The organism is Methanolobus sediminis (assembly GCF_031312595.1).
Classification (GTDB): domain Archaea; phylum Halobacteriota; class Methanosarcinia; order Methanosarcinales; family Methanosarcinaceae; genus Methanolobus; species Methanolobus sediminis.
Window position 1 is genome coordinate 1911608 of record NZ_CP133592.1, and the last position, 13101, is coordinate 1924708.

The window sequence follows — 13101 nt, forward strand, 5'->3', positions numbered from 1 at the left end:
TCAGAAATCATTTATTATCATATAGGTATATTCTACAAAGTTGTTAAAAAGCCAATGGCTGGTCACTTAGATTCTATTATGCAGAAATATGATACATGATAAATTAAGTTCCATAACTGCATATACGAGAATTTGTTTGATACGCATTAAATGTGAGTGAAGCATATGCCCACCGAAGATCAAAAAATAAAGCTCAGCGACATCATACCTTATGGTATGGGATTGCTAATATCATTCCTAATTGCACTATATATAAGAACAATCCCCAAAGCAAGCGTATTCCTTTCAAATGGGTTTGTACGGTTTGGTGGAAATGATCCATGGTATCATCTACGAAACGTGGAATCGATCATTAACAATTTTCCAAATATTCTGTGGTTTGACGCTTACACAGTATATCCAAAAGGAACGGTTCAGATATTTGCACCACTTTATGACTTATTCCTGTCAGCCATTATCTGGTTAATGGGTTTGGGCAACCCTGATCAGAACCTTATCAACACAGTATGTGCATATTATCCGGCATTTCTGGGGGCAATTGTTGTAATACCAACATACTTTGCTGCTAAATGGTTGTTTAATCGCAGAATTGGTCTGCTTGCAGCATTAATGATAGCAATTGCGCCGGGGCAGTTTCTCTCAAGATCATTGATAGGATTCAATGACCACCACATTGCTGAAACCCTGTTGACTACTATTGTAGCCATGTTTATGATAATGGCACTGAAGATTGCTTTTGAAAATCCAATTAGCTTTGAAGACTTCAAGAAAAAGAACTATGATGCTTTTAAATTATCCGTTCCATATATCGTGCTAGCAGGATTTACATTGGGAGCCTATTCACTTGCATGGTATGGAGCCATATTTTTCAGTTTTATAATTGGTATATATATAACAGTCCAACATGTGATAAACCATATACACAAAAGACCTACTGACTATTTGGCAATCATTGGAGTGATAATCTTCAGTATTGCGTTAATAATGGTACTAATGGTACCTAACTTATCTTCAAAAGACCTCCTTATAAAAGGTCTCTTTGCAGGGATTATAGTATTCCCTTTACTCACCATTATCTCTATTGAACTAAATAAAAGGAAACTTAACGGATATTATTACCCGCTTTTGATAGCAGTAATAGCACTAATTGCAATTGTGCTCTCAAAAATATTTTCACCATCTACCTACGCACTTGTTTCCAGTTTGGCCAGTTACTTCATGAGAACCGGCGGTGGCCTGACCATTGCTGAAGCTTCTCCTCTCCTCTCATCGGGCGGAGTGTTTACCCTTCAGCCACTCTGGTACAACTTCGGCACACTTGGCTACATCTCATTCATCGCACTTGCAATATTAATCTATAAAGCATTTACCAAAGAGAATACTCCAGACAAAACATTCCTTTTAGTTTGGACACTCATGATAATCTGGGCTATGCTTCAACAAAACCGTTTTGCATACTATTACTCAGTAAATGCAGCAATTCTCAGCGCATGGGTAGGTATTGAAATTCTGAATCTTGCAGGATGGCAAAGTCTGATAGATAGTATCAAATCAAAAACATTCAATGCTAAAAATATTAAAGCCATGCATATACTCTCAGCTATATTCATAGTTTTGATTATGATATATCCAAGCTATAGTCTTGCAATGCAGCAAAATCAGGGGACAGGAGGTCCAAATGGTTACTGGATTGAAGCAACCACATGGCTAAGATACAACACCCCAGACCCAGGACTTGATTACTATGAGAACTATGAAATACCTGCAGATGGAGAAAGTTATCAATATCCAGATAGTGCATACGGCGTAATGTCCTGGTGGGACTATGGGCATTGGATAGAAGTCATAGGCCATCGAATTCCAAATGCAAACCCATTCCAGCAAGGTATTGGTGGACGTACGAACAGCATTGAAGAAGAAAATCAACCCGGTGCTTCCACATTCTTCACTGCATCATCTGAAGAAGAAGCTACAAAAGTTCTGGAAGCTATTAACCCTAACCTTGATAAAGCAGGAGCACGCTACATAGTATCAGACGTTGAAATGGCAACCGGAAAATTCTACGCCATGACTGCTTGGACATTGGACACTGACGGCTATTACATACAGGTTCAGACAGACTCCGGATACATGACAGTTCCCGGACAGAGATACTATAATTCAATGGAAGCAAGACTTCACATCTTTGACGGGAACGGATTAAAACAATACCGTATGGTTCATGAATCCCCAATATCAAGTAGCACACAGGAAGCAGGATATAAGAATGTCTATAATGTGCTATTTGGAGGAAATCTGGCAGAAGATTACAGCGGATATGTAAAAATCTTTGAATATGTAGAAGGTGCTACGATCACAGGAACAGCCTCTGCTGGTGAAACTGTGACCATTACAAACACTATACTGACAAGCCAGATGAGGACATTCGCATACACACAAACTACAACGGCAGGATCTGACGGAACTTACTCATTCACAGTCCCATATTCAACAACAGGACCTGTTGAAGGAGGAACACAGTTCGACACCATGCCAACCGGATCTTATGTGGTAAGTTTTGGAAACACTACACAGCAGGTTAGTGTCAGTGAAACAGACGTTATGAATGGGAATACACTAGAAATTTAATCTATTCCCATTCTCATCTTTTTTTTACTTTTTAGTTTCATTCCCGACACTTACAAATAATATCACGCAGAAGCTAGCCATAAGGTGATATATTGGACAATATAATCAAGGGAAAAGCATGGATATTCGGTAACGATATCGATACAGATGTAATAATTCCCGGAAAATACCTGCGCACAAAAGATATGCAGGTCTTTGCAGATCATGCTATGGAAGGAATTGATCCCGATTTTTCAAAGAAAGTGCAGAAAGGCGACATCATTGTTGCCAATGATAATTTTGGTTGCGGATCATCCAGAGAGCAAGCTGCACTTGCACTTAAATATGCAGGTGTTGGATGTGTGGTCGCTAAATCGTTCGGCAGGATATTTTTCAGAAATGCCATCAATGTAGGGCTGCCATTAATGGAAGCGGACGTTGAGTGTAATGAAGGAGACGAAGTTGAGATTGACCTGCTTCAGGGAACGGTGAACGTCAATGGGAAAGTTTTCCAGGGCAACAAGCTTCCTGATTTCCTGCTGGAAATGCTTACTGATGGTGGCCTTGTAGCACACAGAAAAGCGCAGAAGAACAAACAGTAATACAGGTTGAAATGATATTTCCAGATGAATACAAATACGTCGGGCACAGCAAAGAGATACCTGCCGGTGAAGACAGGCGGATCTACTTTCTCACTAAATACCTGATAGTAGAAAACTGTGAAACCGGCAACTATTCTCTTTTTGAGGTGGAACATCAGGGAGATGGACTTCTCAGGGATGCTACCAGTCTTAAGGAACTTGCTTCAGGTGAAGAGATTATTAACTATGAAAAGGAGCTGAATATCAAAGACAGGGCACTTCTCATAGACATAGCGGCTGAAATATGCAAAGGTAAAGTCAACACTGTAATATTCACAGGCATAGACAAACACCTGACATTCGTGCATAAACCTGACACCTCAGAAATCATTGAAATTGAGATTGTGGACGTATTTCCACCTGAGCCTTCATGGCTTGCAAGTGTTGTCCGCAGGATTGAGCAAAGCGGAGTATGGGGAGACTTATCCATAAGGTTCTCAGAGAACCTTACTGACCTGAGACAATTCGAAGGAAAAAATACAGTTTTCCCATGTTCTTCTTCAGGACTTAAGGGTAAATGTCTGGATTGTGATGTTATTGAAGAGGATGGAGCACTGCTTGTTGGTTGCGAGATATCAAAGAGTCTTTTTGAGTCCAGATTCCCGGGAATTGAGTATTCATTTGTTAACATCTGTCCCTTCAAATCAGACATATTCAAGCCCACCAAGGTCTTCATTACAAGATGCTGCCGTGCTGAGAAATCCGGAATTGTCACCATTGGTGGCATAAGAGGAGCAGTTGTACACTGGGGAGCATCAGAATTTGATGTGACCATGGCAATCAGGAATCTTGTCCAGGAGCTAAGGCTTTCAGGTAAGAAAGATAATTTATAATTACAGATGATCGGGGATTTGACATGAAACTTGCAGTAATAGAAGGCGACGGAGTTGGGAAAGAAGTAATTCCTGCAGCACTCGAAGTTCTTGACGCATTTGAACTTGACGTGGAAAAAGTTCCTCTGGAACTTGGATATGACAGATGGGAACGCACTGGTACTGCTATTACGGATGATGATATAGATATATTGAAAGAGTGTGATTGCGTAATTTTTGGTGCAGTGACAACACCTCCTGATCCGAATTACAAAAGTGTTCTCCTGACAATCCGCAAGGAGCTCGATATGTATGCAAATGTCCGTCCAATACGTCCTCTTCCTTCAGTGAAGGGAATTCATGACAGAACAGATTTCAATTACATAATAGTGAGAGAAAATACAGAAGGACTGTATTCCGGAATAGAAGAGATCGGTGAAGATGTTTCTACCACAAAAAGAGTGATCACAAGAAAAGGATCAAAGAGAATTGCAGATTATGCGAGCAAACTAGCCGGGAGCAGGACTAACAAACTGACAATTGTCCACAAATCCAATGTAATGAAATCCGACAAATTATTCCTTGACGTTTGCCGCCAGTCTGCGACGGATGCAGGAGTTACACACAGTGACGAACTGGTGGATTCTTTTGCTTACAATCTGATAAGAAATCCGTGGAACTATGATGTAATAGTTACAACAAATCTGTTCGGAGATATTCTCAGCGATATGTCAGGAGCACTTGTAGGAGGACTTGGTCTTTTGCCAAGTGCCAATATAGGGGAAAAATATGCATTCTTTGAACCGGTCCATGGTAGCGCACCGGATATTGCGGGCAGAAACATTGCAAACCCACTTGCTACAGTACTCAGTCTCAAAATGCTTCTTGAATGGCATGGAGATATAGCTGAAGCTGCAATCCTTGAAGAAGCTATAGATTCATCCCTTAATCTTGGCATCTGCACCCCTGACCTTGGAGGGAAGAGCAGTACATCCGAAGTTGGCGAGTTCTTAGCAAATCACATCAAAACAAGGGTAAAATAAGACTCTGGCATTATTTGTCATTTGTCTTATATTCCATACTTTTTTATATCCCATGTCAGGCAATGCCCAGTAGTGATGACACTGCTGCCATGGTCACCACAGCACTTGCACCGGATATCCATACCATGATCACAAAATCAATTGTAGCACTGAGCATATGTCCACCATCCACAATACGGATCAGGATAGCTGACATCAGTGAATGACCGATCATGATCGCCAGAACCATGTTTGAAAGTGTGGTTAAGCTCCCTATATTAGTGTAGAGAACCATTCCCATGGACATCCCGGCAGGCATTTCCACTGCGGAGAACATATTCTGCATAAGTCCCACTACACCAAGGGAAATATACATGGTAAAACCAATACCCCCCGTCAGACCATACAAAACACCCACAAGACTTCCGGCAGACTGCGACCTTTTCTTTCTGAGAGTTACTATCCTGTGGAAATTCGTAGCAATAATGTCACCTATGACCTCTGGCTGACCACCGAGATTTGTAGATTGAACGAACATTCCGGAAAAACGCTGGATAAGATTGCTTCCGGTATTTGAGGCAAAATAATCCCAGGAATCGAACTTGTTAATCCTGGTAACAAGCATCTTATAGAGATTGTTCACATCAGTTGTCAGCGGTCCGAAGTCATGCGCCCTCAAAGCTCTAAGAGCATCATCAATGACACCACCCCTGGCACCGGCAGAACTTCCAAGAGAACGAATGAAAGCAGGAAAATTCTCATCTTTTCTCCTGATACTCTTTTCGATCTTTCTTGAAACATGACCGGTGTAGACAAGAGGCGTTAGCACCATGGCAACTGCAATACTTGTTTCTATTTTACCATAAAGGACTACAGCAATTAAAACAACAATACATCCTGCAATTGATACTGGTATTGAACGATATAGTTTCAGTTTGTTCTCAGTCATATTCGTTGACTGGCTCCATGCCGGATCTTTTGGGATCTTGCTCTTTGTGAACATCACCATTACAAGATCAGTTACAAGGAAAATGACTACCACAATACCCATGAGTAGTTCTGCATTCATACCGGTAATAACAGGCATGATTACAGCAAATGAAGCCATGAAAATCAGTGACATAACCAGAGATACAAAAAGTTCCTTGATGATCTCAACAACATAGAGTGCACCGTTGTACATGGCCTCATACTCGTTCATCACAACGTTCTGTTCTGCGAAAAGGAAAGTCTTTACATCTTCTCCTGACTGGAGAGCATGTGCAAATCTATCCAGGAAATCCTCGAATATTACAGAAGGAGTCCTTTTGGAAATGAAACGACATGCATCTGCCAGACTCATGTGCCATACCGTCACAAGGTCGTATATTTTCTTTGTTTCCGTTGCAAGCTCCTGATAATCCTCATTTTCCGAAACAATACGTACAATATCTATCCTCGGAGTTTCTGCCGTTGCAATGGAACCCATCTGAGTGATGTAATAGTGCATATTATTGTCTATTCGCGAAGCTTTGCCAGCCAGAATCGAAAGAGGGTAAGAAAATGCAAATACAATACAGATAATGGGTATCAAATAAGGGATATATCTGGCAGTTCCCACAAATATCGTTGGGAGCAATAAAAGAAGAAGGATTGCGAAAAAAAATCCAAAAGCTATGATAGGTAAAGCAAATTTTCTGAAATAGGCCTTGGGCTCCATACCAATATTCTTGAATGCTTTATCATAGCTCACAAAAACACCTCATATTGAAAATGGAAGACCGTCTATTCCATGCTTGTAGAAATTGACTATGATCTCAAGCACGTCATAATAATCCTCAATGCCCCTTGACTTCATTTCTTCCAGTATCTTTGCTCTGAGGAAAAGATCCTGGTAAATCATTCTTTTATCTTCATAACCAAGCTTTGTAGCTATTTTATCCTCGAGGATGTAACTGTTGTTCAGACCACGGAACTTGTGCCTATCAGTATCAGGTTCCCATTGGAAAACAGCCCTTGTTGCAACACCACCTATTTCCTCATAGTAACCTTCTATTTCCTCAATGGCAAGAGCTCGCCTGAGAAACTTTCCTTTACGATAAACTGCCGAAAGGATCATTGCAATGTTAAGGTTATCAATGAAAGTTACAGGTACATTGATAGGGTCTGCCGTAAGACGCTGGATCATCTTTGATACAGCAGATGCGTGGAAAGTTGCGAGTACAGGGTGACCTGTCTGCATACCCTGAAAAGCTACGTTACCTTCGGCTCCTCGAATCTCACCTACGATGATGTAGTTTGGTCTTGAACGAAGAGCGGCCTTTAGCAAGGCAAAAGTATCTACTCTTGATTCAGGCGGACCTTCCTCACGAGTGATCAACTGCTGCCAAACAGGCTGTGGTGGCTGAACTTCAGCAGTGTCTTCTGCAGAAAATACCTTGGCTTTTGGGTTAACAAAAGCAAGACATGCATTGAGCATTGTTGTTTTCCCACTTGCGGTTTCACCACTAAAGAAAATACTCATACCGTTCTCAAGGCACATCCACATGTAAGCCGCCATTTCAGCACTTAATGCGCCCCAGCTTATGAGCTGGATAATACTTACCGGCACTTCACTGAATTTACGCATGGTGAAACTGCTACCACGCCTACTGACATCTATACTATAAATGATATTGATACGCGAACCATCAGGAAGAGCACCATCGGCAATTGGCCTTGCATCACTTACAGGACGGCCGATACGCTCACTCATACTGCGCAGCCAGTTATCCAGACCTTCCTCATCCCCAAATGTCAGATCGGTTTTAATGGTGTCAAATATTTTGTGAACAATAAATACGTTGTCCACACCTATACTGCTGATATCTTCAAGATAAGGGTCTCTGATAATTGGTTCAATGGGGCCGGAGCCGATGATGTCCCTTTCAAGATGATAGAGAATTTTATTATACTCTCCCTGGGTCATAGGCACTTTTTTCTGGACCGGCATGAGTTTCTGGAGAATATCGAACTTCCCTCCGCCCTTTTCATCAGCCATATTCCCGCCTGAACCTATGTCTATAGATTCATTGAACAGTTTTGTGATAAGATCCTTAAGTTCCGCTTCGGTGTTTGGGACAGGTTCGCGAGCAGATTTTTCCAGAATGATGTCCAGAGCTGCTTTATACTTCTTTTTTTCCAGATTATTAAGTTCAGGTTCTACTCCATAGTAGTTTATCTCTCCCTGTTCGTCACCACCATAAAGGTGTATGAATACAGGATCACCAACCGGAAGGATGATATTAACTCTTGAATGATCGATGTCTTTTGAAAGACTTACCATGAAAGTTGGTTCATCTTCACCAGTCTCGCGCATGAATTTCTTTACATATTCACCCAGATGCGGGTTCCTTTGTACTGCTTTCTGAAATTCTGCATCCATATTACAACTACCTTTAAGATTATGATACTGAAGCTATCTCTACTACAAGACCGACCTTAGGTTCTATTCTAAACCCGATCATCTGTCCGACCGGACCCTTGGCACCGGTGAACTTGTTTACAACAATAGTCCTCTTGACTTCACTTCCCAGAGGCTTTGATTTGAGAGTAATGTAAACGTCACAGGAAGAGCGGAACATTGAAGCAAGGTCTTCTGTTAACTGGTTTGGCTCTATTGTAAGAATTATAACCTTACCCATACCATTCAGTTTCTTGAAAAACGAAATCAGATCAAGAGTTTTCTCAGTATTGGCACTGTATTTGATAAGTGAGGATAGAGTATCAATTATGATCACATCTTTTTCAAACAGCTCCTCTGCAGCCATTAGTCTTTCAATAAAATCACAACGGGATTTTGCTGCCTGGACCAGCGGAATAACAGGTATGTATAAAAGCAGACCATTCAAAAGAAACGGAGCTATGGGATAATCCATTGAATACATCTGGTTAATAAAACCCTTTGTTGTCATTTGTGTCGAGACAAACGTAACACTGACATCGTTTTCGTTTAATCCGAATGAAAGACGCTGGGAAATTGTACTTTTTCCTCCGCCACTGCCACCTTCAAGTACGACTAGTGAACCGGCAGGAAAGCCTCCTCCCAATTTATCATTCAAATCATCCCTCGGGATTGCAAATGCATTGATCTTTGCCATTATTTGCCTCTTATTACGTTTTGAAACTCATTGCACCGGATTTTCCATTCTCAGCTGCAACAAGCACTCTGTGATCACCTGTTTCAAGTGGTGAAGGCTCAGTGGTTACATTCAGTGTGAGAATATCTCCCGGCCTCCATACAACATCCCCATCTGTCAACGCAGCATCGACACTAGTAGGTTCTATTAATATACCATCCACAAGTACGGTCACATATTCAGGAACAAGTTCAGTCTTGCCGGTATTCTTTGCGTAAAATGTGTATTTACCGGAACCACCGTCATAGGGGATTATCTCAGGATCGTTCACTATGGTTATGTCAGTCCGCATCTGTTCGGACACTAATTTGCTGCTTGCACTGGATGAAGCAATCATGGACTGAACATTACCGGAGATAAGAACAACTACACTGACAGCCAGGATCATTGCGGCTATAAAGAAGATCATATGAGTTACTGCGGTTTCTGCACCTGTATTTTTCAGTAAGCTGTTTCTCTCTGTTTTTAGCATGCTTTTCATGTTTTTCTGCCAGCCCGATGCAAATAGAATTAGAATTATAATATATAATTAATAGTATATAAGATTGCTATTCTGTTCAGACAATATATGAACTATAAGCAGAAACTCCGTTTCGAGTTACAATTTTTACACGATGGACACCGGTACCGGAAAGATCAGTTATTGTCATATTACGGGTCTCTGCAGGTGTCCAGATTGCTGCAACATCACTGTACACATAGGATTCCAGATCGCCGTCAACAAGAACGTTGAGCTCATCAAAGCGGATAGTCTCGCTACCAGTGTTTGAAAGTGTCACAGTCAAGTTGTAGGTGCCTGAGTAGTTCCCTGCAACAGCACTTTCCACCTCAAGATTCGTTTTAAGTTTTGAATTCTGCATCTGGTAATGTTCTTCAGAAGCATCGCTTACAATCTCATTTGAAGTGTTAAGCATGGAATATGAATATGAACCAACTACAAGAGCAGAGATGAAGAATATCACTGCCACAACAGAAAGTTCAAATCCCATACAATTCCTCCAGACCGTGCTTTACCTTTGCCATTTCCCTGTCAATAGAACTGAGCATGTTTCTGTCGATCTTGCGGCCTGAGAGCCTTTCAATGAAGAGCAGGGATTTTGTATGGTCTTCTGGCAAAAGACGCCATGTGGGCTTTTCCACATAATAGTCAATTCCACGAGCATATGCCATTATCTCTGACATAACATCCTCGCTTATCCAGCCAATGTCAACATAATAATCAAGAGCATCCATCAGATTGTTTCTTCCAACTCTTTCCATGAGGAACTCTATCCAGTTAAGCAGGACAACTACACTGGTAGGGTCTGCTTTTATGAACTCAAGTCTTACAAGAGGCAGGGCAGATTTCTTTGCAGCATGTTCCTCTGCATCTTCACTTTCCTGAGTACTTGTATCCTGGGCATTTTCATCGTCCTTAGAAGAAGCAACATTTGAACCTGCAACTGGAACTGGGCGATTTTCAAGATCTTCAAGCCTGATAGTAATAGCGGATGTAGTTTCTGCAAGGTCAAGCAAATTCTGATTAATGGAATCGGTACGTGTGAATAATTCGTCTGTTTTTGAGTTTAATTGCTCGATACTTTCATGCATCATTATCATGGCATCAGCGAATGCATCCATCTTGGATTCAAAATCCTGCAACCTTGAAGCAGCTTCTTCAGAGATACCTTTTGACATACTTAATTTCTGAGCAGTGGAATCAAACTCATTTTTCATGAGAACGAGCATATCACCCATTTCGGTGAGACGGGTCTCTGTCTTTTCAAATCTCTCAATAGTATCCCTGGAACCTGCACTATCCCCTACAAAAGGATTGACCTGGTTGGATACGATTTCATACAGGGATAATAATTCAAGGACACTCTGGTCGATCTTATCAACCGTTTTTCTAATTTCCTCATTGTCCCTCTGCACCATATTGAGAGTAACATCTGCTTTTGATACTTTAGACTCAACTTCCTTGATCTTTTTGCGATTCTCCTCCAGCATCTCATTATCTATAGGTGCAGCCTGAGGAGCGGCTTGTCCCGGCATACCCGGCGGACCGCCGGGAGGAGACATACCCGGAGGAAATACAGAATCTCCGGGCGAACCTGGAGCCATGCCAGGAAGACCACCTAGTACAGGTGGCATACCAGCAGCCAGATCAGGAACGGAACCCAGGTCAGGTCCACCCTGCATGAAAGGAGGGACATCACCACCAAACGGAGAGCCCCCTCCATTGCTCTTGTTCTTTTTGGAAAGAACAGAGGTAACTTTTTTGATTTTATCACTAAATCCGGCCATATTTCCACTGGTTTTATTTAATTAATGAGGGATATATCTATACACCTAACAATATAGGCTCAATAATATATATAAATTATGAATAAAACATGCGTTGAGCTTACTGTAAAATCAGATGATTTTAAATCATTTACCTGACTTGTAGGAGTAGTCCATGGCACGTAAAAAGCAATTCAAAACAGAAATGATATCCGACAAGGATGGTATAAGATTTGCAACTCCTGAGCCTGTTGCTGAGTACAGGGCAAAGAGGCTGCAATGCAAAACAATTGCTGACATCAGTTGCGGCATTGGTGGTCAGGCCCTATTTTTTGCTAAATACTGTGATTTTGTCTATGCTATTGAAATTGACCCTAAGAAAATAGCATTTGCAAAAAAGAATGCTAAGATAATGGGTGTTGATAACATAGAATTCATTGTAGGTGATGCACTCTCTTCAGAAGTCATTGCAAAGTTACCGCAGTTGGATGTTGTCTTTTCAGATCCTGCAAGACCGCCTACCGAAAAGGAGAGAAGCATTGACAACCTCAGTCCTTCTATCCCTGAAGTGATGAAAGCTTATGCGGACATTTCCCCAAACTTTGCTTTTGAAGCACCTCCACAATTATCTCCAGAGAAAATACCGTTTGACTGTGAAAGAGAATACATGTCCCTTGAAGGAAAGCTTAACCGCCTTAACCTCTATTTTGGAGAACTGAAAAAAGCAGATGTTTCTGCTGTCGCGCTTCCGGGAAGCAATATTATCAGGAAAACAGGAGCTATCGAACCTGCAATTAAAGTAAAGGAAACAGCTCTTTACGCATATGAGCCAGAGGAATGTGTCACCAAGGCAGGTCTGCTTGAACAGCTTGTGGCAGAGCTTAAAAAAGAATCAAAGGATATTGCTATCTTTGATATTGACGATAAAAGAACACTTCTCAGTTCAAACTCTGAAATAGAGAACAGTCTTTTTAAGAATAGATACAGAAAACTGCTTGTTACTGATACTGACTTTTCACAGATCAATTCATACCTTAAGAAGAACTCATTTGGAAAAGTAATTGTCCGGGCAGCCATTGAGCCTGAAAGATACTGGGATGTACGTAATGAACTGGAGAACGGCCTTAATGGCGAAAGAAAGGCACATCTATTTCTAAAAGAAGGAAAAACAATATTGTTTGAAGTGCTGGATCACTGAAGTTTCATTTCCAGTAATTCTTTTGTTCTCTGGATTAGCTCTTTTCTGCTGAAAGGCTTTGTGATATAGTCGTCTGCCTTAAGAACATGCAGACCAAGCATCTTGTCAAATTCTTGGCTCTTTACTGTGAGCATGGCAACCGGAAGAGCTGGTTCTTTTTCTTTGATCTTATGGAAAGTTTCCCAGCCATTCATATCAGGCATCATGATATCAAGTAGAATAGCATCAGGTCGTTCCTCTTCAATTGATTCGAGACATTCAAATCCACTCTTTGCTCCGACGACTTCTATATCCTCGGATTCCAGTATCAATTTTACAAGGTCAATGGTATCTGGTTCATCATCCACGACCATGATTTTGGGACACATTAATGAGACATCTCCTAAGACGTTTTAAGCA

The 13101-nt window shown here is 41.2% G+C and carries 12 protein-coding genes; 5 read left to right on the forward strand and 7 right to left on the reverse strand.

Features of this window, described 5'->3' with window-relative positions:
- The first annotated feature begins 165 nt into the window (after positions 1–165).
- From RE474_RS09440 to RE474_RS09455, 4 genes are all read left to right on the forward strand, one after another.
- Positions 166–2628, forward strand: coding sequence for an oligosaccharyl transferase, archaeosortase A system-associated (locus RE474_RS09440; RefSeq protein WP_309310128.1), 2463 nt, complete (start codon positions 166–168; stop codon positions 2626–2628).
- Positions 2629–2717: 89 nt separating this feature from the next.
- Positions 2718–3209 carry a 3-isopropylmalate dehydratase small subunit gene (locus RE474_RS09445; protein ID WP_309312238.1) on the forward strand — a complete coding sequence of 164 codons (492 nt, stop codon included), beginning with the start codon at positions 2718–2720 and terminating at the stop codon, positions 3207–3209.
- A gap of 11 nt (positions 3210–3220) precedes the next feature.
- Positions 3221–4081 (forward strand): DUF7714 family protein, encoded by an 861-nt coding sequence (locus RE474_RS09450; protein WP_309310129.1) that lies wholly within the window; start codon positions 3221–3223, stop codon positions 4079–4081.
- A 23-nt stretch (positions 4082–4104) separates the two neighbouring features.
- On the forward strand, positions 4105–5103 hold the full coding sequence (locus tag RE474_RS09455) for an isocitrate/isopropylmalate dehydrogenase family protein (RefSeq protein WP_309310130.1): 999 nt from the start codon (positions 4105–4107) through the stop codon (positions 5101–5103).
- 55 nt (positions 5104–5158) lie between these two features.
- Here RE474_RS09455 and arlJ read toward each other — a convergent pair whose 3' ends face one another.
- The 6 genes from arlJ to RE474_RS09485 all read right to left on the reverse strand — a co-directional run bounded on the left by arlJ (position 5159) and on the right by RE474_RS09485 (position 11525).
- Entirely contained in the window at positions 5159–6814 is a 1656-nt protein-coding gene (gene arlJ / locus RE474_RS09460; protein ID WP_309310131.1) for an archaellar assembly protein ArlJ/FlaJ, read from the reverse strand.
- A gap of 9 nt (positions 6815–6823) precedes the next feature.
- The gene (flaI, locus tag RE474_RS09465) at positions 6824–8485 is read right to left on the reverse strand and encodes an archaellum flagellar ATPase motor FlaI (RefSeq protein WP_309310132.1); all 1662 of its coding nucleotides are present in this window, start codon (positions 8483–8485) and stop codon (positions 6824–6826) included.
- A 19-nt stretch (positions 8486–8504) separates the two neighbouring features.
- Positions 8505–9200 (reverse strand): archaellum protein ArlH, encoded by a 696-nt coding sequence (gene arlH, locus RE474_RS09470; protein WP_309310133.1) that lies wholly within the window; start codon positions 9198–9200, stop codon positions 8505–8507.
- Positions 9201–9213: 13 nt separating this feature from the next.
- Positions 9214–9720, reverse strand: a complete 507-nt coding sequence (gene arlG, locus RE474_RS09475) for an archaellum stator protein ArlG (protein ID WP_309310134.1) — start codon at positions 9718–9720, stop codon at positions 9214–9216.
- A 76-nt stretch (positions 9721–9796) separates the two neighbouring features.
- Positions 9797–10228 carry an archaellum stator protein ArlF gene (arlF, locus tag RE474_RS09480; RefSeq protein ID WP_309310135.1) on the reverse strand — a complete coding sequence of 144 codons (432 nt, stop codon included), beginning with the start codon at positions 10226–10228 and terminating at the stop codon, positions 9797–9799.
- Entirely contained in the window at positions 10218–11525 is a 1308-nt protein-coding gene (locus RE474_RS09485) for a FlaD/FlaE family flagellar protein (protein WP_309310136.1), read from the reverse strand. The genes arlF and RE474_RS09485 overlap by 11 nt, the downstream gene beginning before the upstream one ends.
- 154 nt (positions 11526–11679) lie before the next feature.
- Between RE474_RS09485 and RE474_RS09490 the strand changes: the two genes are divergently transcribed.
- Complete coding sequence (locus RE474_RS09490; protein ID WP_309310137.1) at positions 11680–12702, forward strand: methyltransferase domain-containing protein; 1023 nt, start codon at positions 11680–11682, stop codon at positions 12700–12702.
- Here RE474_RS09490 and RE474_RS09495 read toward each other — a convergent pair.
- Entirely contained in the window at positions 12696–13070 is a 375-nt protein-coding gene (locus tag RE474_RS09495; protein WP_309310138.1) for a response regulator transcription factor, read from the reverse strand. The two genes, RE474_RS09490 and RE474_RS09495, sit on opposite strands and share 7 nt — an antisense overlap.
- Positions 13071–13101 lie beyond the last annotated feature (31 nt).

What these genes read in the sequence shown, in the direction of transcription:
- arlH (WP_309310133.1), bottom strand. Translation starts at nt 9,200, where the DNA reads ATGGCAAAGATCAATGCATTTGCAATCCCGAGGGATGATTTGAATGAT.
- RE474_RS09455 (WP_309310130.1), top strand. Translation starts at nt 4,105, where the DNA reads ATGAAACTTGCAGTAATAGAAGGCGACGGAGTTGGGAAAGAAGTAATT.
- flaI (WP_309310132.1), bottom strand. Translation starts at nt 8,485, where the DNA reads ATGGATGCAGAATTTCAGAAAGCAGTACAAAGGAACCCGCATCTGGGT.
- RE474_RS09440 (WP_309310128.1), top strand. Translation starts at nt 166, where the DNA reads ATGCCCACCGAAGATCAAAAAATAAAGCTCAGCGACATCATACCTTAT.
- arlG (WP_309310134.1), bottom strand. Translation starts at nt 9,720, where the DNA reads ATGAAAAGCATGCTAAAAACAGAGAGAAACAGCTTACTGAAAAATACA.
- RE474_RS09450 (WP_309310129.1), top strand. Translation starts at nt 3,221, where the DNA reads ATGATATTTCCAGATGAATACAAATACGTCGGGCACAGCAAAGAGATA.
- RE474_RS09490 (WP_309310137.1), top strand. Translation starts at nt 11,680, where the DNA reads ATGGCACGTAAAAAGCAATTCAAAACAGAAATGATATCCGACAAGGAT.
- RE474_RS09485 (WP_309310136.1), bottom strand. Translation starts at nt 11,525, where the DNA reads ATGGCCGGATTTAGTGATAAAATCAAAAAAGTTACCTCTGTTCTTTCC.
- RE474_RS09495 (WP_309310138.1), bottom strand. Translation starts at nt 13,070, where the DNA reads ATGTGTCCCAAAATCATGGTCGTGGATGATGAACCAGATACCATTGAC.
- arlF (WP_309310135.1), bottom strand. Translation starts at nt 10,228, where the DNA reads ATGGGATTTGAACTTTCTGTTGTGGCAGTGATATTCTTCATCTCTGCT.